The 21,574-nt window shown below is 67.2% G+C and carries 21 protein-coding genes; 4 read left to right on the plus strand and 17 right to left on the minus strand.

From position 1 onward, the window contains the following. Positions 1-130: 130 nt before the first annotated feature. From ACZ5CM_RS05520 to pyrC, 10 genes are all read right to left on the minus strand, one after another. Positions 131-691 (minus strand): CvpA family protein, encoded by a 561-nt coding sequence (locus tag ACZ5CM_RS05520; protein WP_464641712.1) that lies wholly within the window; start codon positions 689-691, stop codon positions 131-133. 38 nt (positions 692-729) lie between these two features. Beyond that, positions 730-2,094: a DNA repair protein RadA gene (gene radA, locus ACZ5CM_RS05525; RefSeq protein ID WP_464641713.1), complete on the minus strand. Its 1,365-nt coding sequence runs from the start codon at positions 2,092-2,094 to the stop codon at positions 730-732. Continuing rightward, positions 2,091-2,522 (minus strand): paraquat-inducible protein A, encoded by a 432-nt coding sequence (locus ACZ5CM_RS05530; protein ID WP_464642505.1) that lies wholly within the window; start codon positions 2,520-2,522, stop codon positions 2,091-2,093. Before ACZ5CM_RS05530 ends, radA begins: the two co-directional genes overlap by 4 nt. A 121-nt stretch (positions 2,523-2,643) precedes the next feature. Further along, positions 2,644-3,390 carry an ABC transporter ATP-binding protein gene (locus ACZ5CM_RS05535; RefSeq protein ID WP_464641714.1) on the minus strand — a complete coding sequence of 249 codons (747 nt, stop codon included), beginning with the start codon at positions 3,388-3,390 and terminating at the stop codon, positions 2,644-2,646. Then, on the minus strand, positions 3,387-4,169 hold the full coding sequence (locus ACZ5CM_RS05540) for an MlaE family ABC transporter permease (protein ID WP_464641715.1): 783 nt from the start codon (positions 4,167-4,169) through the stop codon (positions 3,387-3,389). The genes ACZ5CM_RS05535 and ACZ5CM_RS05540 overlap by 4 nt, the downstream gene beginning before the upstream one ends. Continuing rightward, positions 4,166-5,200 (minus strand): alanine racemase, encoded by a 1,035-nt coding sequence (alr, locus tag ACZ5CM_RS05545; protein ID WP_464641716.1) that lies wholly within the window; start codon positions 5,198-5,200, stop codon positions 4,166-4,168. The genes ACZ5CM_RS05540 and alr overlap by 4 nt, the downstream gene beginning before the upstream one ends. A 246-nt stretch (positions 5,201-5,446) precedes the next feature. Further along, positions 5,447-5,875, minus strand: coding sequence for a nuclear transport factor 2 family protein (locus ACZ5CM_RS05550; RefSeq protein WP_464641717.1), 429 nt, complete (start codon positions 5,873-5,875; stop codon positions 5,447-5,449). A gap of 2 nt (positions 5,876-5,877) precedes the next feature. Then, positions 5,878-7,371, minus strand: coding sequence for a replicative DNA helicase (locus tag ACZ5CM_RS05555; RefSeq protein WP_464641718.1), 1,494 nt, complete (start codon positions 7,369-7,371; stop codon positions 5,878-5,880). 225 nt (positions 7,372-7,596) lie between these two features. Further along, the gene (locus tag ACZ5CM_RS05560) at positions 7,597-8,274 is read right to left on the minus strand and encodes an orotate phosphoribosyltransferase (RefSeq protein ID WP_464641719.1); all 678 of its coding nucleotides are present in this window, start codon (positions 8,272-8,274) and stop codon (positions 7,597-7,599) included. A 70-nt stretch (positions 8,275-8,344) separates the two neighbouring features. Continuing rightward, positions 8,345-9,385, minus strand: a complete 1,041-nt coding sequence (gene pyrC / locus ACZ5CM_RS05565; RefSeq protein ID WP_464641720.1) for a dihydroorotase — start codon at positions 9,383-9,385, stop codon at positions 8,345-8,347. A 103-nt stretch (positions 9,386-9,488) separates the two neighbouring features. Here pyrC and ACZ5CM_RS05570 point away from each other — a divergent pair, with 103 nt between their 5' ends. Continuing rightward, positions 9,489-9,926: a hypothetical protein gene (locus ACZ5CM_RS05570; protein ID WP_464641721.1), complete on the plus strand. Its 438-nt coding sequence runs from the start codon at positions 9,489-9,491 to the stop codon at positions 9,924-9,926. Here the strand turns inward: ACZ5CM_RS05570 and ACZ5CM_RS05575 are convergent. Continuing rightward, positions 9,923-10,876, minus strand: coding sequence for a phosphoadenosine phosphosulfate reductase (locus tag ACZ5CM_RS05575; RefSeq protein ID WP_464641722.1), 954 nt, complete (start codon positions 10,874-10,876; stop codon positions 9,923-9,925). The genes ACZ5CM_RS05570 and ACZ5CM_RS05575 overlap by 4 nt on opposite strands. A 200-nt stretch (positions 10,877-11,076) precedes the next feature. Between ACZ5CM_RS05575 and ACZ5CM_RS05580 the strand changes: the two genes are divergently transcribed. Continuing rightward, positions 11,077-11,985 (plus strand): AAA family ATPase, encoded by a 909-nt coding sequence (locus tag ACZ5CM_RS05580; protein WP_464641723.1) that lies wholly within the window; start codon positions 11,077-11,079, stop codon positions 11,983-11,985. Between the two features lie 75 nt (positions 11,986-12,060). After that, complete coding sequence (locus tag ACZ5CM_RS05585) at positions 12,061-13,320, plus strand: vWA domain-containing protein (protein WP_464641724.1); 1,260 nt, start codon at positions 12,061-12,063, stop codon at positions 13,318-13,320. Positions 13,321-13,463: 143 nt separating this feature from the next. Here the strand turns inward: ACZ5CM_RS05585 and ACZ5CM_RS05590 are convergent, their stop codons facing one another. Both ACZ5CM_RS05590 and ACZ5CM_RS05595 read right to left on the minus strand, forming a co-directional pair. After that, positions 13,464-14,270, minus strand: coding sequence for a ferritin-like domain-containing protein (locus tag ACZ5CM_RS05590; protein WP_464641725.1), 807 nt, complete (start codon positions 14,268-14,270; stop codon positions 13,464-13,466). 17 nt (positions 14,271-14,287) lie between these two features. After that, the gene (locus tag ACZ5CM_RS05595; RefSeq protein ID WP_464641726.1) at positions 14,288-14,749 is read right to left on the minus strand and encodes a peroxiredoxin; all 462 of its coding nucleotides are present in this window, start codon (positions 14,747-14,749) and stop codon (positions 14,288-14,290) included. 80 nt (positions 14,750-14,829) lie between these two features. Here ACZ5CM_RS05595 and ACZ5CM_RS05600 point away from each other — a divergent pair, with 80 nt between their 5' ends. After that, on the plus strand, positions 14,830-18,207 hold the full coding sequence (locus ACZ5CM_RS05600) for a YhdP family protein (RefSeq protein WP_464641727.1): 3,378 nt from the start codon (positions 14,830-14,832) through the stop codon (positions 18,205-18,207). Between the two features lie 24 nt (positions 18,208-18,231). On the opposite strand, the gene ACZ5CM_RS05605 is transcribed toward ACZ5CM_RS05600, so the two are convergent. The 4 genes from ACZ5CM_RS05605 to metA form a co-directional block, all read right to left on the minus strand. Then, complete coding sequence (locus tag ACZ5CM_RS05605) at positions 18,232-18,948, minus strand: FkbM family methyltransferase (RefSeq protein ID WP_464641728.1); 717 nt, start codon at positions 18,946-18,948, stop codon at positions 18,232-18,234. A gap of 92 nt (positions 18,949-19,040) precedes the next feature. Next, the gene (locus tag ACZ5CM_RS05610; RefSeq protein ID WP_464641729.1) at positions 19,041-19,658 is read right to left on the minus strand and encodes a TetR/AcrR family transcriptional regulator; all 618 of its coding nucleotides are present in this window, start codon (positions 19,656-19,658) and stop codon (positions 19,041-19,043) included. Next, positions 19,655-20,521 (minus strand): polyphosphate kinase 2, encoded by an 867-nt coding sequence (gene ppk2 / locus ACZ5CM_RS05615; RefSeq protein ID WP_464641730.1) that lies wholly within the window; start codon positions 20,519-20,521, stop codon positions 19,655-19,657. The genes ACZ5CM_RS05610 and ppk2 overlap by 4 nt, the downstream gene beginning before the upstream one ends. A gap of 91 nt (positions 20,522-20,612) precedes the next feature. After that, positions 20,613-21,551 (minus strand): homoserine O-acetyltransferase MetA, encoded by a 939-nt coding sequence (gene metA, locus ACZ5CM_RS05620; RefSeq protein ID WP_464641731.1) that lies wholly within the window; start codon positions 21,549-21,551, stop codon positions 20,613-20,615. Positions 21,552-21,574: the final 23 nt, after the last annotated feature.

Raw genomic sequence — 21,574 nt, forward strand, 5'->3', positions numbered from 1 at the left:
AATCCCGGCGATTGTCGTCGGGTTCCTAATAACCCCTGTTCCGGGGACTGTCACGAAACTATCACATGCCGCCGCCTGACCGGGGCCGGGCGGCCGGCAGGGCCGGCGGGCAGGGCGCGCGGGAGGCGGTTCAGTTCGCCTTGTCGCAGACGCCCACCAGCTGATCATACTGGGCGGTCACCCAGCCCAGCGCCTGTTCCGGGTCGCGTTCGGCGATCTTGTCGTTGAGTCTTGAGAACACGCTGGCCGAGCGGCTGTCATCCACCATCGCGTAGTTCTGCCCGGACATGACCTTGTCGTAGACGAAGAAGGCGATCGCGACGAGGATGATCCCGCGCAGCACGCCGAACAGGAAGCCCAGCCCCTGATCGACCCCGCCCAGCGCCGAACGCTGCACCAGCGCCGAGAACAGCGGGGTGAAGAAGGACACCACGATCAGCGCCACCGCAAAGACCGAGGCGAAGGCCGCGATCACGCTTAGTTCGCAGCTGTCGCCGATGAATTCGCCGATCACCGGGATCTCGCGCACCAGCGGTTCCGCCTGCGGCGCGAAGATGAAGGCCAGAACCGCCGCCGCGATCCAGCCGGCAATGGCCATCAGTTCGCGCACGATGCCGCGCGAATAGGCCAGCAGCGCGGAGATCACGATGATGATCGCCACCACGCCGTCTATGATGGTGAAGCCTTCCATGGTTTCCTGCCTGTCCCCATCCTTGTCCTGGCGGCGTTCTAGCCGGCGCCGAAGATTTCGCCAACAAGGCCGGCGAGCGTCGCCGCCGGCATGAGCGCGAGACCGCCGATCGATGCGGCCTTGTCCCCGGCCGGAGCGATCGCCCGGGTGAAACCAAGTTTTCGCGCCTCTTTCAACCTGTTTTCGGTCTGCGAGACCGGGCGCAGCGCGCCGGAGAGGCTGATTTCGCCGAAAATCACCGTTTCGGCGGGCAGGGGGGCGTCCTCGCGCGCGCTCAGCAGGGCGGCGGCGACGGCCAGGTCGGCGGCCGGTTCGCTGATCTTCATGCCGCCGGCCACGTTCAGGTAGACGTCGAGCCCGGCAAAGGGGATGCCGCAGCGGGCCTCGAGCACCGCCAGGATCATCGCCAGCCGTCCCGCATCCCAGCCCACCACCGACCGGCGCGGCTGCGAGAGCGGCGAGGGTGCGACCAGCGCCTGGAATTCCACCAGCACGGGGCGGGTGCCCTCGATCCCGGCAAAGACCACCGAACCGGGCGTGGGCTTTCCCCGTTCGCCCAGAAACAGCGCCGAAGGGTTGGTCACTTCGGCAAGCCCCGCGCCGGTCATTTCGAAGACCCCGATCTCGTCGGCGGGGCCGAAACGGTTCTTGACCGCGCGCAGGATGCGGAACTGGTGGCCGCGTTCGCCCTCGAAATAGAGCACGGTATCGACCATGTGTTCGACCACCCGCGGGCCGGCGATCTGCCCGTCCTTGGTGACATGGCCGACCATGATGACCGACACGCCGCGGCGCTTGGCGAAGGAGGTCAGCTCATGCGCGGCGGCGCGCACCTGGGCCACGCTGCCCGGGGCGCTTTCCACGTTGTCGGCCCACATGGTCTGGATCGAGTCGATGACGACGAGGCCCGGGCGTTCGGATTCGAGCGTGGTGAGGATGTCGCGCAGGTTGGTTTCGGCGGCCAGCTTCACCGGTGCCTCGGCCAGGCCCAGCCGGCGGGCGCGCATCCGCACCTGTGCGCCGGCCTCTTCCCCCGAGACGTAGAGTGTCTTCAGTCCCGCTCTGGCAAAGCGTGCGGCGGCCTGCAGCAGCAGGGTCGATTTGCCGATCCCCGGATCGCCGCCCACCAGGATGGCCGAGGCCGGTACCAGCCCGCCGCCCAGCACGCGGTCGAGCTCGGCAATGCCGCTGCGGGCGCGTGGCGGCGGGGCCTCTTCGGTGGCAAGATCGCTCAGCGGCACGGTGCGGCCGCGCCGCGCGCCCAGCGATTTCCCGGAGGGGCCCGTGGAAAGGCCGGCATCTTCGGTGATGGTGTTCCATGCCCCGCAGGCATCGCAGCGCCCCGACCACTTGTTGTGGGTGGCGCCGCAGGCGTTGCAGGTGAAGGAAGCCGTCTTTTTCATGGGGAAATCCGGGTGCCGAACAGTGACAGGGCCAGCGAGGCAAGGATGCAGCCGGCAAACAGGTAGAGCCCCCAGGCGGTTTCCACGGTGGCATAGCCCACTCCCTTGACCACCACCACATAGAGCGCGATCAGGAAGATATCGGCCATGGCCAGCTTGCCCAGCCATGTGAGCGCGGGCAGGGTGGATGGGGCGAGCAGGCCGAAATGGATGAGCGCCAGCCCGATGGTCTTGAGGGTGGGGGCGAAGATGGCGAAGAAGGTGACCAGCAGCGCCAGCCCCACATCGGTGTCCCACAGCACCTGGAGGCCGGAGATCACCGAGATTTCGCTGAGCCCGAACAGGGGCAGCAGGCCGGCGCGCAGGAGGGGGGCGAACCACGAGATGGGGAACAGCACCATGAGCGCCAGGTTGGCGGTGATGAGCAGCGGCCGGATCATCTGTCGTGCCCCGTGATCGGCGCCGCCGGGGGGCTGTCTGCCCCCCGCCGCCTGCGGCGCCCCCCCCCGAGAGTATTTGGGGCAAGAGGAAGGGGCAGCAGGCGGGAAGTCATCGGACGGCCTCGATGGGGCCCTCCGCGCGGCCGTGGATGAACTGGTCGAGATAGGGGTCACCCGAGTGGTCCATCTCGGCGACCGGCCCGGTCCATTTGATGACCCCGTCATGCAGCATGGCGACGTTGTCGGCGATGGCGCGGACGCTGGTCATGTCGTGGGTGATGGTGATGGCTGTGGCGCCCATCTCGGTGACGATCTCGCGGATCAGCTCGTTGATGACTCCGGCCATGATCGGGTCGAGGCCGGTCGTCGGTTCGTCGAAGAAGATGATTTCCGGTTCGGCGGCGATGGCGCGGGCGAGGCCGACGCGTTTCTGCATGCCGCCCGACAGTTCGGCCGGGAAGAGGTCGGCGACCTCGGGTTTGAGCCCGACGCGGCGCAGTTTCTCGATGGCGATGGCGCGGGCTTCTTCAGGGGGGCGTTTGAGTGAGCCGCGCAGAAGCCGGAAGGCCACATTCTGCCAGACGCTGAGCGAATCGAACAGCGCGCCGCCCTGGAACAGCATTCCGAAGCGGGCGAGGAATGCGTCGCGGTCGCCGGTGGTGGCGTCCTTGCCATCCACGAGGATGCGCCCCGAGTCCGGCTTGATGAGGCCGAGGATGATCTTGAGCGCCACCGACTTGCCGGTGCCGGATCCGCCGATGATGACCATCGAGGTGCCCTTTTCGACCTCGAGCGTCATCCCGCGCAGCACGTGGTTGCTGCCGAAGGACTTGTGGATGTTCTCCATGCGGATCATAGCGAGAAGAACACCCCCGTGAGCACGAAATTGGCAGCGAGGATCAGGATCGCGGCGGCTTCGACGCTGCTCTTGGTGGCGCGTCCCACGCCCTGGGCGCCGCGACCCGATTCCATGCCATAGTAGCATCCCATCAGTGCCGCGATCACGCCGAAGGCCGCGCCTTTTGCCAGCGAGGACACCACGTCGCGCATCTCGAGGAAGTCGACGGTGTTCTGCAGGTAGGCGGCGGCGTTGAAGCCGAGATTCTGGACGCCGACCGCGTAGCCTCCGGCGATGCCGATGATGTCGCCCACGCCCACGAGAAACGGCACCATCACCAGCGCCGCCAGAACGCGCGGGGCGATGAGGTATTTCACCGGGTGGGTGGAGAGCGTCACCAGGGCGTCAATCTGTTCGGTCACCTTCATGGTGGCGATTTCGGCGGCGATGGAGGAGGTCACGCGGGCGGCGATCATCAGCCCCACCAGCACCGGGCCCAGTTCGCGGACCATGCCGATGGCGACGATCTGGGGGACCACCGATTCGGCGTTGAATCGCGATCCGCCGGCATAGATCTGTAGCGCCAGTGCGCCGCCGGTGAAGATGGCCGTCAGCCCCACGACGGGCAGGGACAGCCAGCCGATGTTCAGCAGCGCCATGGCGATTTCGCGAGGATAGAAGGGGGGGCGCAGGATGTGGGAGAAGGCGCTCAGGGCAAAGATCGTCATCCGGCCGACAAGCACCAGCGAGCCGAGAGTTGCGTGGCCCAGCCGTTCGAGCGCCGCGATCGGGTTCATCCCGTATAGCTCCGGACATAGCGCGGACCCAGCGAGGTGAATATCTCGTAGCCGATCGTGCCGGCGGCCCGGGCGAGTTCGTCCACACCCTGTTGCCGGCCGAGGATCGTCAGCCATTCGGGCTCGTGAGCGAGCCCCGAGACATCGACGGAGATGAGATCCATCGACACTCGGCCGCGCACCGGGCAGGCGGTATCGCCATGATACAGCCACGCCCTTGGCCCCATTGCGCGGATCAGCCCGTCGGCATAGCCGGCGGCGACCGTGGCGATGCGGCTTCGGCGCGGCGCGGTCCACGTGTTGCCGTATCCGACGGTTTCGCCGGGGGCAAGTTCGCGGATCTGGATCACCGGCAGATCCAGCCTCACCACCGGCCGGGCCTGAGCGAAGGGCAGCCCGCCATAGAGGCCGATGCCGGGGCGGGTCAGGTCGAAATGCCACTCCGGCCCCAGCAGGATGCCGCCGGTGGCCGAGAGCGACCTGGGCACATCGATTCCGGCGGTCAATTCCCTAAAAATGCGAAGCTGTTTCGCATTCATGGGATGGTCGGGCTCGTCCGCGCAGGCCAGGTGCGACATGATCAGGATCGGCATCTGGGCGATGGCGATGTCGCGCAGGGCGGCCCATTCCTCGGGCTCGATGCCGAGCCGGTTCATGCCGGTATCGAGCTGGATGCCGAAGGACTGGCGCGGCGTGCGCTCCACATGCCGCAGCATCTGGTCCACCGAATTGATCATCGGCGTAAGGTCATGGTCACGGATCAGGTCGGAATCGCCTTCCATGTGCCCGGAAAAGACCATGATCACGGGCCCCGGGCCGACCGCACGGCGCAGTTCCGCACCCTCTTCGGCGACGGCGACGAAAAACTTGCGCACGCCGGCGCGGGCCAGCGCATGGGCCACTTCCGTGGCGCCCAGCCCGTAGGCGTTCGCCTTGACCACGGCGCCGGTTTCGCAGGCGGTCATGGCATCGAGCGCCCGCCAGTTGGCGACTACGGCCGAAAGGTCGATTGCAAGACGTCCGGTGCTCATGCGGCTTTGTTGACGGGATGGCTGGCAAGGTCAAGGGTCAAGGAGTTGCGGCACAGGGCGTGGCGACGCAGAGGGGGCTCTGCCCCCGTCGCGGCAGGCCGCGACTCCCCCGGAGTATTTCCGGCAAGAGGAAAGGGCACGAGGACGTCCTGCTCGTTCTTCCTCTTGCTCCAAATACTCCGGGGAGCGCGTCGCACCATTGGTGCGCCTTCGGCGCAACGGGCAGCGCCTCTGGTCCCGCCGGGTTCAGGCAGGAAGCGGCATGGAATGCCACCAGATGCGCACTTCACGCGCCAACCCGTCGGGCGCGAAGCGCGCCAGCAGCACGCCGTCGAGCTCCATCCGGGGCAGAGGGTCGCCGGGGCGGCGGTCGGGCAGGCTGGTGCCGGTGGATTTCGCCCAGATCTCGAACAACTCCTCGGATGCGACCCGGTAGGTGACGTTCCAGTGGGCGATACCTTCGTGCGGCCCGTCCGACAGTATGTCGTAGCTCAGCGCGATGTCTTCCTGGAGCTGGATCCGGTCCCAGTAGGCGGCGAGCTTTTCGCGGCTGTCCTGGCACTGGAAGGGTGTGTTCCAGTAGCGTCCGCCGGGGGCGAAGAGGGCGGCGAAGCCCTGGCTGTCCCGCGTCTCCCAGACCCGTTTGTAGGCGGCCATGAAATCGCGGATGCCCATGTTCAGAAGCCTTCGTCCTGACCCTGCTGCCACGGCTTGACGAGGTTGCCGAAGCGCGTGAAGCGCCCCTCGAAGCTCAGCTCGACGGTGCCGATCGGGCCGTGGCGCTGCTTGCCGATGATGACCTCGGCCTTCCCGTGCAGGCGCTCCATCCGTTCCTGCCAGGCGGCGATCTCTTCCAGCTTGTCGTCCGAAGGCTTTTCGCGTTCGGCGTAGTATTCCTCGCGGAAGACGAACATCACCACGTCGGCATCCTGCTCGATCGAGCCCGATTCGCGCAGGTCCGAAAGCTGCGGCCGCTTGTCCTCGCGTGCTTCAACCTGCCGCGACAGCTGGGACAGGGCCAGAACCGGGATGTCCAGCTCCTTGGCGATGGCCTTCAGCCCCTGGGTGATCTCGGACACCTCGTTCACGCGGCTGTCCTTGGCCGAGGCGGGGCGGACCAGCTGCAGGTAGTCCACGATCAGCAGGTCCAGTCCGTGCGTTCGCTTGAGCCGCCGGGCGCGGGCGGCAAGCTGGCTGATCGGCAGCGCCGGCGTGTCGTCGATGTAGAGCGGGCACGATTCCAGCGCCTTGGCGGCATCAACGAAGCGGCGGAATTCGGCCTCGGTCATGTCGCCGCGGCGGATCTGCTCCGAGGGGACTTCGGCCGCCTCGGACAGGATTCGGGCGGCAAGCTGCTCGGCGCTCATCTCGAGGCTGTAGAATCCGACGACGCCCCCTTCCACTGCCCCTTCGGTTCCGTCCGGCAGCTGGCCGCGCTTGTAGGCCCTGGCCACGTTGAAGGCGATGTTGGTGGCCAGCGAGGTCTTGCCCATGGAGGGGCGGCCGGCCAGGATCAGCAGGTCGGACCGGTGCAGGCCGCCCAGCTTCTTGTCCATGTCGATCAGCCCGGTGGACAGGCCCGCCAGCCCGCCGTCGCGCTGATAGGCGGCGTTGGCGACATTGACCGCATCGGTCACCGCCTTGAGGAAGCTCTGGAAACCGCCTTCGGTCTTGCCCTGTTCGCTGAGCTTGTAGAGCTTCTGTTCGGCTTCGACGATCTGTTCTTTCGGCTCGCTGGATATCTCGACGCGCGCGGCCTTGTCGGCGATGTCGTGGCCCAGCCGGATCAGCTCGCGCCGGATGGCGAGGTCATAGATCATCTGCGCGTAGTCTCGCACGGCAAAGGCGGAAATCGCCGACCCCGCAAGCCGGGCCAGATAGGCCGGCCCGCCCAGTTCCTTCAGCCCCTCGTCATCCTCCATGAACGCCTTGAGCGTCACCGGAGAGGCCAGCGCGTTCTTGGCGATCCGCGCGGCCGCGATTTCATAGATCCGGGCATGGACCGGGTCGTAGAAATGCTGCGGCCCGATGATCGAGGCGACCCGGTCGTAGACGTCGTTGTTGGTCAGGATCGCACCCAGAAGCTGCTGCTCGGCCTCGACCGAATGCGGCATGACATCGGCGTCCTGAATTTCGGTCTTGCCGGTTTCGATATTCGCGATTTCGTTCATCTGCTGTCCCGTCCCCCTGCACCATCCGGGTCTGCCAGATCGGGCAGTGGATTCCTATCGGGAAATCTCTGTGGATTGTCCCTTGAAGAAGGCTGTGGATGCCTGCGTCCTGCCGCAGATAGAGTAGCACAGGATCGTCAGACGACAAGATGTAGAGTGAGGCAGGTGATTCGAGCCGGGGTTGCTCACAGCTTGTCCCGGTGTGCGACGGGGCGTTTCGCGCCGTCAGGGGCGGTGCGCCTGCTGCCATCCGCGCGGGTCGTGCAGGAAGTTTTCCACCTCGCGCAGGGTTTCGCCGTCGAAGGCGCCCGAGGACTTTGCCTCGGCCAGGACGTCCCACCAGGTGCACAGGTGGTGCAGTGTCACCCCGTGTCGGCCCAGCATCTCCGGCGTTTGCGGGAAGATGCCGTAATAGAAGATGACGGCGGTGTGATTGCAGCGGGCCCCGGTTGCGCGAATGGCATCGACAAAGGAGATCTTGGAGCCGCCGTCGGTGGTCAGGTCCTCGACCAGAAGGACGCGCTGGCCCTCGCTCATCACGCCTTCGATTCGGGCGTTGCGGCCATAGCCCTTGGGCTTTTTCCTGACATAGGTCATCGGCAGGCCCAGCCGTTCGGCCATCAGCGCGGCGAAGGGGATACCGGCGGTTTCGCCGCCGGCGATGTTGTCGAAGGCCTCGAATCCGGCATTGCGCATCACCGTGATGGCGAGAAAATCCATCAATGTCGCGCGGATGCGGGGGAAGCTGATCAGCTTGCGGCAGTCGATATAGGTCGGGCTGGGCAGGCCCGAAGCCAGGGTGAAGGGGGCGGCCGCGTTCAGGTGGACGGCCTCGATTTCCAGCAGCATCCGGGCGGAGAGGCGGGCGATTTCCTCGGGCGACGGGTAGGAGGTGGGGATCATGTTCGGACCTTGGCTGTGGTTGAGGGGGCGGGGGCCTCCGGCGGGAGTATTTGGGGCAAGAGGAAGTGGATCAGCTTGCCTGCCAATGCACGGGGAAGCCCGGGTCGAATACGGTCACGGGCCCGTGGGCGGTTTCGATCTTCGCGGGGAAGGAGACAGGGGTCGGGGCGCGTGTCAGCGTCAGCCTGCCTTCGTTCGCCGGCAGCCCGTAAAATGCCGGGCCGTTGAGCGAGGCGAAGGCTTCCAGCCGGTCGAGCGCGCCCTCGCGTTCGAAGATCTCGGCCAGCAGCGGCATGGCGACGGGGGCGGTGAAGCAGCCGGCGCAGCCGCAGGCGGTTTCCTTGGCGGCGTCGGTATGGGGGGCACTGTCGGTGCCCAGGAAGAAACGCGCATCTCCCCCCGTCGCGGCGGCCAGCAGCGCGCGGCGGTGGGTTTCGCGCTTGGCCACCGGCAGGCAGTAGTAATGCGGGCGGATGCCCCCCGAGAGGATGTGGTTGCGGTTGATGACCAGGTGGTGGACGGTGATCGTGGCGGCCAGGTCGCGATCGGAAGAGGTCACGTAATCCACCGCCTGCGAGGTGGTGACATGCTCCATCACCACCCGCAGCCCCGGTGTCGCCCGGCGCAGCGGGTCCAGCACCCGGTCGATGAACACCGCCTCGCGGTCGAAGATGTCGATATCCGGGTCGGTCACCTCGCCATGGACGCACAGCGGCAGGCCGATTTCTGCCATGCGTTCGAGTACCGCGCGGATGCGGTCGAAATCGCGCACGCCCGAGGCCGAGTTGGTGGTCGCCCCGGCGGGGTAGAGCTTGACCGCTGTCACCAGCCCGGTCCGGGCGGCGCCGGCAACGTCGTCGGGATCGGTTTCCTCGGTCAGGTAGAGCGTCATCAGCGGCTCGAACCGCGCGCCTTCGGGCAGGGCGGCGCGGATGCGGTCGCGATAGGTGGCGGCCTGCTCGCCCGTGGTCACGGGGGGCACGAGGTTGGGCATGATGATGGCGCGGGCGAAATGGCGGGCCGATTCGGGCAGGACGGCCGCCAGCATCGCGCCGTCGCGCAGGTGCAGATGCCAGTCGTCGGGGCGGCGTATGGTCAGGGTCGCGATCATGGGCCCCGGCTAGCACAGCTGCGACGCTCCGGCCAGAGGGGCGAGACGTTTTGCGCGCTTCCCCGGTGGGCGATCGCAGGGCAGGCTGTCGCGCGGAGGGTGCATGACCAGAACGCTGAGATTCGAACAGTTCTATCCAGCCGATCCCGACCGGGTTTTTGCGCTGGTCACCGACTTGGATACGCTGGAGGCGGTGACGCGGCCCTGGATCCGGTTCCATCACCTGCCCTCGGGGCCGGTGCATGAGGGCCAGGTGATCGACATGGCCCTGCAGGTTTTCGGCTTTCCGCCGGTCCGGCCCTACAAGATGCGCATCGTGCAGATGGATCGGGCCGCGCGCCGCATGGCCACCCGCGAGGAAGGGGCCGGGCTGCGGTCGCTTGCGCACCGGCTGGAGGTTCGCCCGGTCTCCGGCGGCGCCTGCCTGATCGACGAGATCGAGATCGACGCGGGCTGGCTCACGCCGCTGGCTGCCGTGCTGGCCTGGTTGACCTATCGCTGGCGCCACCATGTCCGGCTGCGCCTGCTGGCAGCGGGCTAGGTGGCGGCGGGCATCTCGAATTCGCCGGCCTCGGCGCGTTTTTCCAGCGCCACCAGCCGGCGGCGGAACCGGCGCGCGTTCAGTCGCGCGATCACGTTCCGGCAAAGGATCACGTTCAGCGCCGATCGGTCCCTTGCGTCCAGCGTGTTCGACAGCGAAAGCAGGTAGGAAAGGTTGTCGCGCCGCGCCCGGTAGAGCCGCGCGAAGATCAGCCGGTTGAGCCGCCGCTTGCGCGCCTGGACCAGAACCCGGTGCAGAAGGCGCATCTCCAGCAGGCGCGTCTGCAGGGCCGAACCCATGTACCGCATGCGCAGCCGGGTCACGTTCGGCCGCTGGAACAGGGTCGCGTGCATGGCGTCCAGCTCCTGCGCCGGATCGTAGAGGATGAAGGCCTGCTCGGCCGCGTCCAGCATGTCGGGGGCATAGCCGTAACGATCGGTGAACGAGGTGCGCCGCATCTCGGGAAAGCGGTTGTCCCACTCGGTCATGCGCGGGTCCAGCGTGGCCTGCGGCTGCACCGCCACCACCGTCGCTCCGGGGGCGGCCACCGAAAACGCAGCGGCGGCATAGCCGCAGGGGCCGGCGCCGTAGAACAGAACCTGGTCGAACTCCTCGAAGAATCCGTCATCGACAAGCTGGTCGAAGAACCCGTAGACGCGCGGATCGCGGAACCATGTGTCACCGTCCGAGACGAGGCACAGATGCGACCAGCCCTGCGCCTGCGCGATCTCCATGCCCAGCGGCAGCGCCGCCTTCGACAGCGCCTGGATCCCCTGGACGGTTTCGAAACTGACCAGGAGCGTCCCGTTCTGGTCGAGAAAGGTTGCGAAATGCTTTTCGCCCAGGCGCTGCGACATGCCGTTGTCGTCGGCAATCGTCATCAGCCGATCCCGCCATTCCGGGGTCGGCAGTCCGGCAAGGGACAGATCGTTGTTCTCTGCGTCCTGCATTGCGCTCGTCCTCGTCTCCGGCCACTTGCGGACCGGTTCACATCCCCGGTCTAGCCGGCGATTGCGGCCAAAATTGGAAAAACTCGGGCCCGTTTCTGGATCGGAGACAATGCCGGAACGGCCGGCCTGAGTCTTCTTCGACATATGGCCCGCTTGACCTGCGCAGCAAGTCGTGACCTGTTGGGCGCGGGAGATTTCGCATGCAGATACCGCAATCCGTTGACGCCGTTCAGAAGATGCTTGCCGGGCAGGGCTATGTCTGCGGCCGGGCGCTGGCCACGGTGGTGTTCCTGTCGCTCAGGCTGGGCCGGCCGCTGTTTCTGGAGGGCGAGGCCGGCGTCGGCAAGACCGAGATCGCCAAGGCCCTGTCCGCCGCGCTGGGGCGCCGGCTGATCCGGCTGCAATGCTATGAAGGGCTGGACGCGGCCAGTGCCGTCTATGAGTGGAACTTCCCGGCGCAGATGGTGGCCATCCGCACCGCCGAGGCCGCCGGCGGCAGCGACCGCAAGGCCCTGCAGGAGGAACTCTTCAGCGGTGACTACCTGATCCGCCGGCCGCTGCTCGAGGCGATGGAGCCCGATCCGGCCGGCGCGCCGGTGCTCCTGATCGACGAAATCGATCGCACCGACGAACCCTTCGAGGCCTTCCTGCTCGAGGCGCTGTCCGACTACCAGGTGACCATTCCCGAACTGGGCACCATCAGGGCGCCCGAGCCGCCCATCGTCGTCCTGACCTCGAACCGCACGCGCGAGGTGCATGACGCGCTCAAGCGCCGGTGCCTCTACCACTGGGTCGACTACCCCAGCTTCGAGCGCGAGCTGGAAATCCTGCATGCCCGCGCTCCGGAAGCGGCCGAACAGCTTTCGCGCGAGGTGGTCGCCTTCGTCCAGCAGCTGCGCACCGAGGATCTGTTCAAGAAACCCGGCGTGGCCGAAACCATCGACTGGGCGAAATGCCTGTTGGCGCTGGACGTGATCGACCTCAGCCCGGAAGTGATTTCCGACACGCTGGGCGCGATCCTGAAATACCAGGACGACATCCAGAAGCTGCAGGGCTCCGAGGCCCGCCGCATCCTCGACCAGGCCCGCGCCAGCCTGGAACCTGCCTGATGCTTTTTCTGGCCGAAAATATCCCGGGGGTGCGGGGGCAGAGCCCCCGTGAACCGGCTTTGCCGCAACGCTGACATGCCCGAATACGCCCCGCTCGATCTGCCCGAAAACCCGAAACTGGCGCAGAACATCATCCATTTCGCCCGGGCGCTGCGCAAGGCCGGGCTGCCGATCGGGCCGGGACGGGTGATCGAGGCGATCCGCGCGGTGGCGGCCGCGGGCTTCACCTCGCGCACCGATTTCTACTGGACGCTGCACGCCTGTTTCGTGAACCGGCCCGAACAGCGCATGATCTTCGCCCAGGTGTTTCGCCTGTACTGGCGCGATCCGCGCTATCTGGAGCACATGATGGCGATGCTGCTGCCTGCCATGCGCGGCGTGCAGGAAGAACGCGCGGCCGAGGTCGGAGAAAGGCGCGCGGCCGAGGCGTTGCTTGACGGGATGCTGCCGGAGGCGCCGCAGAGCGGGGAGGACGACAGCGACGGGGCCGAGATCGAAATCGACGCCTCGCTGACCATGTCGTCCGAGGAGCGCCTGCGCACGCTCGACTTCGAACAGATGAGCACCGAGGAAATCGCCCGCGCGAAACGGATGCTGGCGCGGCTGTCCCTGCCGGTCAGGCCGATTCCGTCGCGGCGCGGGCAGGCCAGCCATCTGGGCCGCCGCTACGATCTGCGGCGCAGCCTGCGCGCCGCCATGCGCACGGGCGGCGAGATGCGCAACCTGCATCGGCAAAAGCTGCGCCCGCGCTGGCCGAACCTTGTCGTTCTTTGCGACATTTCCGGTTCCATGAGCCAATACAGCCGTGTCATCCTGCATTTTCTGCATGCGGTATCCAATGCGAAGGGGTCGGGCTGGGCGAAGGTCCATGCCTTCACCTTCGGCACGCGGCTGACCAACATCACCCGCCACCTGGCTCAGCGCGACGTGGATGCGGCGCTGGCGGCGGCCGGGGCGCAGGCGCAGGACTGGGAGGGCGGCACCCGGATCGGCGCCTGCCTGCACGCCTTCAACCGAGACTGGTCGCGGCGGGTGATGGGGCAGGGGGCGGTGGTGCTGCTGATCACCGACGGGCTGGACCGCGACGACCCCGATCAGCTGGCGCGGGAGATGGAGCGCCTGCAGCTGTCCTCGCGCCGCCTGATCTGGATCAACCCGCTGTTGCGCTGGGACGGGTTCGCCCCGAAGGCGCGCGGCATCGCGGCGATGCTGCCGCATGTGGACAGCTTTCGCGCGGGTCATTCCATCGCTTCGCTGGAAGAGCTGGCCGAGGTCATTTCCCGCCCCGAGGATATGGGCGAAAAGGCCCGCCTGATGGCGATGCTGGCGAGGTGACGGGGCGTGCCGGTTCGGGGCGCGGGGCTGCCGAAACCGCGTGGCGGTTCGGCCCCACGCCCAGAGTATTCGGGGGGCTTTGCCCCCCGCACCCCCCAGAGTATTTCCGGCAAGAGGAAGGAAGGGGGCCGGTTTCGGGTCGGTCAGTCCTTTACATTGCCACCATCGGCCAGGGGCCAGTAGAAATCCGGGGGCAGGCCGGCCTCGGCGCGCTTTTCCTCGTTGAAGGGCGGTTTCAGGGGCCCGTGGAAATAGCGGCGGACGAGGTCGTGGAACCGCTCTTTCGGATCCGCGTTTTCGCGCCCGCACAGGAAGTTGAACCATTTCGAGCCATAGGCCACATGGCTCACTTCCTCGGCGTAGATCACTTCAAGAGCGGATACCACCTTCGGAAGTTCGGCCTGGCGGAAGATCTCGATCATCCCCGGCGTCACGTCGAGCCCGCGGGCTTCGAGCACCATCGGCACCACGGCGAGGCGGCCCATCAGGTCTCCGGCGGTGTCGCGGGCGGCGCGCCACATGCCGGCATGGGCGGGAAGGGCGCCGTAATGGCTGCCCAGGGATTCGAGACAGTCGCAGATCATCAGGAAATGACGCGATTCGTCATCCGCGGCCCGCACCCAGTCGTCGTAGAACCCCGCCGGCATCGATACATGGCCGAAGCGAGCGATGATGTCCCAGTGCAGGTCGACGGCGTTGAGCTCGATGTGTGCCACCGCATGCAGCAGCGCCACCCGTCCGGCAGCGGTGCCGGGGCGGCGGCGCGGTACCTCGCGCGGCGGCAGCAGTTCGGGCCGGTCGGGGCGTGCGGGGGCGGAAGGCGGGGTGGCCGTGCCCACCGGGATCGGATCCGCCCGGCCTTCGCGGGAGGTCAGCCAGGCGGCCGCATGGCGCCGCGACAGTGCGGTCTTTTCGCGGGGATCGGCAGTGGTCAGCACCTCCTCCGCCATCTGCGTCAGCGAGCCGGTCACAATGCGCGCACCGCTTCCAGCACTTCCTCGACATGACCTGCCACGCGGACCTTGCGCCAGATCCGCGCGATCCGGCCATCGGCGTCGATCAGGAAGGTGGAGCGCTCGATTCCCATGTAGCGGCGGCCATAATTCACCTTTTCTTTCCATACGCCGTAGTCCTCGCAGACATGGCCTTCGGCGTCCGACAGCAGCGGCACGGTGAGGCCGTGTTTGGCGATGAATTTCTCGTGTTTGGAGAGGGGGTCTTTCGAAATCCCGAAAACCTCGGCCCCGGCATCGGCAAAGGATTGCAGGTGTTCGGAAAATCCGATGGATTCCTTCGTGCAGCCCGGCGTATCATCGCGTGGGTAGAAGAACAGGACGACAGGCTTGCCGCGCAGGTCGGACAGGGTCACATCGCCACCGCCGGCGCGGGGCAGCGTGAAGTCGGGAGCGGGTTCGTTGAGATCTGGCATGTTGCAACTCCTGAAGGGTTCGAAGGGTTGAGTTCCACAAAGTCTTGCGGCTGGCAAGTTCATCGGCGCGGGACGGGCGCATGAGCGATCACCCCCCCGGTCAGCAGGAGAGCGGCCTGAAGGCGGCCCGCGCGGCCCGGCGCCGGCTGGTATTCGCGCGGCGGGTCGCGGTGTGGACGATACGGCTGTTCAACGTCGCCCTGGTCACCGCCATGGTCGTTCTGGTGATGCTGATCGGTCAGCGCCTGCACGCGCCGGAATGGCTGCGCGAGGCGCTGGAGGAACGGATCGAGGACAGCCTCGGCGGCATGGGGGTCGAGTTCTCGGACGTCCAGTTCGTGATCGACAAGGGGTGGCATCCCCGCCTGCGGCTGTTGGACCTGACCCTTTTCGACACCGAGGGACGCGAAATCCTCAGGCTGGCGGATGTGCGCACCAGCCTGGTCATGTCGGCCCTGGTCGGCGGTCGGGTGCAGCCGCGGCGCATCGCCCTGAGCGGCGCGCAGGCCACCTTGCGGCGTGCCCGCGACGGGAAAGTGGAGCTGAGCCTTGGCGGGGTGGTGCCGGTGGGGCGCGCGGCGAACCTTGCCGAGCTGGTCGGCGCCCTGGAAGGGGCGCTGGACAGGCCCGCGCTGTCGGCGCTGACCTCAGTCGAGATGGAGAGCCTGACCCTGCGCTATGAAGATGCCCGCGCGGGCCGGGCGTGGACGCTCGACGGGGGGACCGTGCGGATGCAGCGGCAAGAGGACGGGCTGACCCTCGTGGCCGCGCTGTCGCTGCTCAGCGGGCGCGACTACGCCAGCGCGCTGCAGGTGAGTTTTCAGAGCCGGCCGGGCGGCAAGGCAACCGAATTCGGGATTTCCGTTCAGGATTTCCCGGCCGAGGACATCGCCACGCAAAGCATCGCCCTGTCCTGGCTGGGCGTGTTGCGCGCGCCGATCTCGGGGGCGCTGCGCGGCAGCATCGACGCGACGGGCAGGCTGGGTCCGGTCTCGGCCACCTTGCAGATCGGCGCGGGGGTGTTGCAGCCGAACCCGGCGGCGCGGCCGGTGCCCTTCGAAGGCGCGCGCTCGTATTTCACCTATTCCCCCGAGGAACAGGTGCTGCGTTTCGACGAATTGTCGGTCTCCAGCGCATGGGTGTCGGGCCGGGCCGAGGGGCAGGCCATCCTGAGCGGCGTGCGCGACGGTCGGCTGACCGAGCTGGAGGGGCATCTCACGCTGACCGGGCTGCGCCTCGATCCGGGGGGCGAACTGGCCGGCCCGCTCACGCTGGACAAGGCGGGGCTGGATTTCCGCATGACCCCCGAACCGTTCCGCCTGGCGCTGGACGAGCTGTATCTTCTGCGCGGCGAGACGGCGCTGCGGGTTTCGGGAGAGGTGGCCGCAGGGGATGAGGGGTGGCGGCTGGGCATCGACGGCCGGGCCGAGGGGCTCACGCCGGAACGGGTACTGGAATTCTGGCCGCTGCGGCTGGCGCCCAAGCCGCGCCGCTGGGTGGAGATGAACCTCTCCGACGGCCGGATCGAGAACGCCGATTTCGCCCTGCGCCTGCGCCCGGGGGGCAAGCCGAAGATTCGCGCCGATTTCGATTTCAGCGGCAACACGATCCGTTTCCTGCGGACGATGCCGCCGATCAGGGGCGCGGCCGGTCATGCCCAGCTTGTGGACAGGCGGTTTTCCGTCACCGCCACCAGGGGGCGGATCGAGGCGGACAAGGGGGGCGCGGTGAATGTCGCGGGGACTTCCTTCATCATCCCCGACATCGGCATCCGCGTGGCCGCGCCGGGCGAGGTCCGAATGAACGGTTCCGGTCCGGTGGCGGCGTTCATGTCGCTGCTTGACCGGCCGCCGCTGCGGGTGCTCAAGGACACGCCGCTGCCGGTGGATCTGGCCGAGGGGCTGGTGCGCGCCAGCGGCACGCTGAAGCTGCCGCTGAAGAAGGGGGCACAGTTCGATGAGATGACGTTGCGCGCCACCGGAGAGGTGGTGACCGCGCGCAGCACCGTCCTTGTTCCCGGCCATGTGGCGACGTCGCCGGTCCTGTCGGTGTCGGTGGACAATCGGGAAGTCCGCCTGTCGGGGGCAGTGAAGATCGATGACGTGCCGGCCAACATTACCTGGCGCCAGCCGATCGGCAAGGGCGCGAAGAAGACAAGCCGGCTTGAGGGCGACATCGAATTGTCGCCCCGCCTTCTGGCCGCCTTCGCCGTCGGCCTGCCGCCGGGCAGCGTGACCGGGAAGGGCCGGGCGCGGCTGGTGCTGGATTTCGCCCGCGGCGAAAGGCCGAAACTTTCGCTCGCATCGGATCTGGTGGGGCTGCGCCTGCGGATCCCGCAACTGGGCTGGGCCAAGCCGGCGGCGACAAGGGGCAATCTGAGGCTGACGGCCACGCTGGGCGCGCGCACGCGCGTGGATGATCTGGTGCTGGAGGCGGCCGGGCTGAAGGTCCGGGGCGTGGTGGCGAACCACCCCGGTGGCGGGCTGGACCGGGCGAGCCTGAGTTCGGTCCGGCTGGGCGGCTGGCTGGACGTGCAGGCCGAGATCGTCGGACGCGGCGACAAGGCGCCGGAAATCCGGATTCTCGACGGAACCGTGGACATGCGCAAGGCCACGTTCGGCGGGGGGGCGGGTAATGCCTCCGGCGCCCGCGAGTCGGGGCCGCTGGCGGTCCGGCTGTCGCGGCTGCGGGTGACGGATGCAATCGTGCTGAACGATTTCGAGGGGCAGTTCGACACTTTCGGCGGGCTCAATGGCATCTTTTCGGCGCGTCTCAACGGCCAGGTCGCAATCGAGGGAACGGTGGTGCCGAAAGCCGGTCGCAGCGCTGTGCGGGTCCGTTCGGCCGATGCCGGTGCCGTGTTCCGTGCCATGGGCATCCTGCGGCGGGGAGAGGGCGGGGCGTTCACCATGACGCTGGTGCCGGTGGGCGAGGAAGGCTCTTTCGATGGCGAGCTGACCGTCCGCAACACCCGGGTCAGGGACGCCCCCGCCATGGCCGCCCTTCTGAACGCGATCAGCGTGGTGGGGCTGTTGAACGAACTGGCCGGGCAGGGGATTCCGTTCGCGCGGGTGGATGCGCGTTTCCGTCTGGATCCAACCGTCCTCACGCTCTACGAGGCCAGCGCCGAGGGGCCATCCATCGGCCTGTCGATGGACGGGGTCTATGATCTTTCCCAAGGGCGGATGGCCATGCGCGGGGTGATTTCGCCGGTTTACCTGTTCAATGCCTTCGGCAGCGTGCTGACCCGGCGGGGCGAGGGGCTGATCGGGTTCAACTACACGCTGCGGGGGCCGTCCGATTCGCCGGTCGTCGAAGTGAATCCCCTCTCCGGGCTTGCGCCGGGCATGTTCCGCGAGATTTTCCGCGGCGCCGCGCCAACCGTGCCGGATGCGGCCGAACCGGCGAGACCGCCGGCGAAGGAAGGGACGACATCGGGCCGGGGGGGCGAGCGGTAGCGCGGCCCCTGCCGAAAGCGCATCTCACCCGGCCGGCACGTACCAGTCGTCGAAACGCGACACGTCTTCCAGAACCCGCACATACCCCTTGCCCGTCAGCAGCGCGTGGATGTCCTCGCGCTGGCGGGCGAAGTTGTGTTCGACGGTCAGGACCCGGAACGACCAGCGGTCGAAATCGAGGGCGGCGAGGATCTCGTATTCGCTGCCTTCGGTGTCCACCGACAGGTAGTCGATGACCGAAGGTGCGCCATGGGTTTCCAGCAGGTCGCCGAGCGAAACCGTCTCGACTTCGCAGACGGCATCCGGCTGCGGGTCGTCCTTGTCGGCGGCGGTCAGCCCGGTGAAGGGAACGCTCTGCCCGCTTTCGCGCCAGACGCAGCGGGTGTCGATGGCGCAGGAGCGGTTGGCCTTCAGCGCCACGTGCCAGTCCGGCCCCGGCTCGGCGAGAATCCCCTTCCAGCCGAAGCGTTTCTCCAGAAGCCAGGTATTGCTGCGCCGGACGCCGTCTGCGGCGCCGAACTCGACGAAGTACCCCCCCTTGCGGAACCCGGTTCGGGCAAGCGCGAACAGGTCCTGCCGCAAGAGCGAAGGCGAGACGTCCAGAAGGTCGATGCAGGTGCTGCGGTGGGCGGGCTCCATCGCCTTGACGAAGCGCAGGTCGAACCAGCCCTGCTCGCGCTCCTTGAGCTGATGCAGGCGATCCTTTCGGGTCAGCGTCGTGTTTGACAGGCGGTGGGACACGTGCGTGGCCTCCGGTGGGGTGCGCACTGGGACTGGCCCGACTCTAGCGCCCCGGCGGGGCATCGCACAACAGCGAATGGTGCCTTTCCGGTTCAGCCGTCCGGTGCGATCAGGCCCAGCCCGCGCAGGTAGATGCCGATGCCGCTTTCCAGGAGGTCCTCGGGCGAAAACGGCGAGGCGGTTCCGGGGCTGTTGCGGGCGAACAGTTCGACCACGCCGTGGCTCATGGCCCAGATATGGGCGCTGACCATGGATGCCGGCGGTCGCCTGTCGGGGGCGATGTGGCGCGAAAGATCGGTGGCCGCCCGCTCCAGCACCCCGCGCGCGCGGGCCGAAACGGCGGCCAGCTCGGGCGTGCGGTTGACCGATATGCCGCTTTCGAACATGGCGATGTAATGGCCGGGATATTTGCGGGCAAAGGCCAGGTAGGCCCGCCCCGTGGCCTCGAAGGCCGCCAGCGCCGAGGGCTGGCCCTTGTCATAGGCGTATTGCATGAGATCGGCGAAGATCTCGTAGCCCTGGCGCGCGGCTTCGGCGATCAGATCCTCGCGCCCCTCGAAGTGGCGATAGACCGCCGCCGGGGTCACGCCGGCCCGTTTTGCGGCCTCGGAGAGGGTGAACCCGGTGGGGCCCTTCTGCTCGATCAGGCTCAGGGCGGAATCGACCAGCGCCTGGCGCAGATTGCCGTGATGATAGCCGCGCTTGGTCATTCCCAGATCTCCGGCCCGCCGCAGATCGCCAGGTCGGCGGGGCCGATGGCCTCTTTGTCCTTGTGCTCGTATTCCATCGCCCGCAGCACGTGGCGGATCGCCGCCAGCCGGGCGCGGCGCTTGTCATCGGCGCGGATCACCGTCCAGGGAGCCGCGTCGGTATGGCTGCGGGCGAAGGTTTCGGCAATCGCCCGGCTGTAGTCGTCCCACCGGGCCAGCCCCTTGACGTCGATCTCGCTCAGCTTCCACTGCTTGAGCGGGTCGCGCTCGCGCGCCAGAAAGCGGCGCAGCTGTTCGGCCTGGCCCACGTTCAGCCAGAATTTGAACAGGTGGATACCGTCTTCGACCAGGGCCTCTTCGAAGCCGGGGACCTGCCGGAAGAACCGTTCGCGCTGGGCCTCGGTGCAGAAGCCGAAGACCTTTTCCACCACGCCCCGGTTGTACCAGCTGCGGTCGAAGAAGACGATTTCCCCGCCCGAGGGCAGCTGGTCCACATAGCGCTGGAAATACCACTGGCTGCGCTCTTCCTCGGAGGGTTTGCCCAGCGCCACCACCCGCGCGCCGCGGGGGTTGAGGTGCTCGCGGAACCGCTTGATCGTGCCGCCCTTGCCGGCGGCGTCGCGGCCTTCGAACAGGATCGCCATGCGCAGCCCCCGCGCCTTCACATGCGCCTGCAGCTTGACCAGCTCGATCTGGAGCGATCCGAGCGCCTTTTCGTAGTCCTTGCGCCGCAGGCGTTCGCGATGGGGCCAGGTGGGGTTGATGATGTCGTCCTTGCCCGCCCCCCGGATCGCGGCGCGGATTTCCTCGGGCGCGTCGTTCTCGAAGAAGCGCGTGATCGCACCATCGAAGGGAAGTTCCATCTGCCTGCCTTGTTCGTTGACCTGCAATGGCAATATGGAGCCTCGGGCGGATTTGCGCAAACGCCCGGGCCCCGGGGCCGATGGCCGCTGTTCACGCGCGCAGGTCGGTGGAGTCGATGCCGATCCGGTCGATGTCGTAGGGGGTGGTTTCGTAGATCTCGCTGATCCAGTTGCCGTAAAGCAGATGCGCATGGCTGCGCCAGCGGTTCAGCGGCGGTTTCGACGGGTCGTCATCGGGGTAGTAGTTCACCGGCACCTTGACCGGCGTGCCATTGGTCACGTCGCGGTCGTATTCCTGTTTCAGCGTGTCGCTGTCATATTCGAAATGGTTGAAGATGTAGAGCGCCCGGTGGCAGGGGTCCTCGATCAGGCAGGGACCCACCTCGTCGCTGCCCAGCAGCGTGCGCAGCCGGGGGATCGCATCGACCTCTTCCTGGCGCACTTCGGTCCAGCGGCTGACCGGAATCACGAAATCATCCGAAAAGCCCCGCAGATAGGGGGACGCGGGCGCCAGGTTGCGGTGCCGGAAACAGCCGAAGGCCTTTTCCTTCAGCATGTGCTTCCTTACCCCGTGGAAATGGTGGATCATCGCCATTCCCCCCCAGCACACGCCGAAGGTGGAATGCACATTGGTCTGCGTCCACTCGAACACCTCGCGCAGCTCGTCCCAGTAGGTGACCTCCTCGAAGGGGAGATGCTCGATCGGGGCGCCGGTGATGATGAGGCCGTCGAACTTTTCGCCCTTCACCTCCTGGAAGGGGCGGTAGAATTCGGCCATGTGCTCGGCGGCGGTGTTCTTCGTCTTGTGCTCGGTCATGCGGATCAGGCTGAGCTCGATCTGCAAGGGCGTGGCGCCGATCAGGCGGGCGAACTGGTTTTCGGTCTGGATCTTCTTGGGCATCAGGTTGAGCAGCCCGATCCGCAGCGGGCGGATGTCCTGGCGCAGTGCGTCGTCTTCGGACATGACCATCACGCCTTCGCGCGAGAGAACCTCGTAGGCGGGAAGATCGGCCGGTATCTTGATGGGCATGGGCGGCTTTCCGGTTCGTGTCC

It is taken from the genome of Piezobacter thermophilus, assembly GCF_055386745.1.

What these genes read in the sequence shown, in the direction of transcription:
- ACZ5CM_RS05520 (WP_464641712.1), bottom strand. Translation starts at nt 691, where the DNA reads ATGGAAGGCTTCACCATCATAGACGGCGTGGTGGCGATCATCATCGTG.
- radA (WP_464641713.1), bottom strand. Translation starts at nt 2,094, where the DNA reads ATGAAAAAGACGGCTTCCTTCACCTGCAACGCCTGCGGCGCCACCCAC.
- ACZ5CM_RS05535 (WP_464641714.1), bottom strand. Translation starts at nt 3,390, where the DNA reads ATGATCCGCATGGAGAACATCCACAAGTCCTTCGGCAGCAACCACGTG.
- ACZ5CM_RS05540 (WP_464641715.1), bottom strand. Translation starts at nt 4,169, where the DNA reads ATGAACCCGATCGCGGCGCTCGAACGGCTGGGCCACGCAACTCTCGGC.
- alr (WP_464641716.1), bottom strand. Translation starts at nt 5,200, where the DNA reads ATGAGCACCGGACGTCTTGCAATCGACCTTTCGGCCGTAGTCGCCAAC.
- ACZ5CM_RS05550 (WP_464641717.1), bottom strand. Translation starts at nt 5,875, where the DNA reads ATGGGCATCCGCGATTTCATGGCCGCCTACAAACGGGTCTGGGAGACG.
- ACZ5CM_RS05555 (WP_464641718.1), bottom strand. Translation starts at nt 7,371, where the DNA reads ATGAACGAAATCGCGAATATCGAAACCGGCAAGACCGAAATTCAGGAC.
- ACZ5CM_RS05560 (WP_464641719.1), bottom strand. Translation starts at nt 8,274, where the DNA reads ATGATCCCCACCTCCTACCCGTCGCCCGAGGAAATCGCCCGCCTCTCC.
- pyrC (WP_464641720.1), bottom strand. Translation starts at nt 9,385, where the DNA reads ATGATCGCGACCCTGACCATACGCCGCCCCGACGACTGGCATCTGCAC.
- ACZ5CM_RS05570 (WP_464641721.1), top strand. Translation starts at nt 9,489, where the DNA reads ATGACCAGAACGCTGAGATTCGAACAGTTCTATCCAGCCGATCCCGAC.
- ACZ5CM_RS05575 (WP_464641722.1), bottom strand. Translation starts at nt 10,876, where the DNA reads ATGCAGGACGCAGAGAACAACGATCTGTCCCTTGCCGGACTGCCGACC.
- ACZ5CM_RS05580 (WP_464641723.1), top strand. Translation starts at nt 11,077, where the DNA reads ATGCAGATACCGCAATCCGTTGACGCCGTTCAGAAGATGCTTGCCGGG.
- ACZ5CM_RS05585 (WP_464641724.1), top strand. Translation starts at nt 12,061, where the DNA reads ATGCCCGAATACGCCCCGCTCGATCTGCCCGAAAACCCGAAACTGGCG.
- ACZ5CM_RS05590 (WP_464641725.1), bottom strand. Translation starts at nt 14,270, where the DNA reads ATGGCGGAGGAGGTGCTGACCACTGCCGATCCCCGCGAAAAGACCGCA.
- ACZ5CM_RS05595 (WP_464641726.1), bottom strand. Translation starts at nt 14,749, where the DNA reads ATGCCAGATCTCAACGAACCCGCTCCCGACTTCACGCTGCCCCGCGCC.
- ACZ5CM_RS05600 (WP_464641727.1), top strand. Translation starts at nt 14,830, where the DNA reads ATGAGCGATCACCCCCCCGGTCAGCAGGAGAGCGGCCTGAAGGCGGCC.
- ACZ5CM_RS05610 (WP_464641729.1), bottom strand. Translation starts at nt 19,658, where the DNA reads ATGACCAAGCGCGGCTATCATCACGGCAATCTGCGCCAGGCGCTGGTC.
- ppk2 (WP_464641730.1), bottom strand. Translation starts at nt 20,521, where the DNA reads ATGGAACTTCCCTTCGATGGTGCGATCACGCGCTTCTTCGAGAACGAC.
- metA (WP_464641731.1), bottom strand. Translation starts at nt 21,551, where the DNA reads ATGCCCATCAAGATACCGGCCGATCTTCCCGCCTACGAGGTTCTCTCG.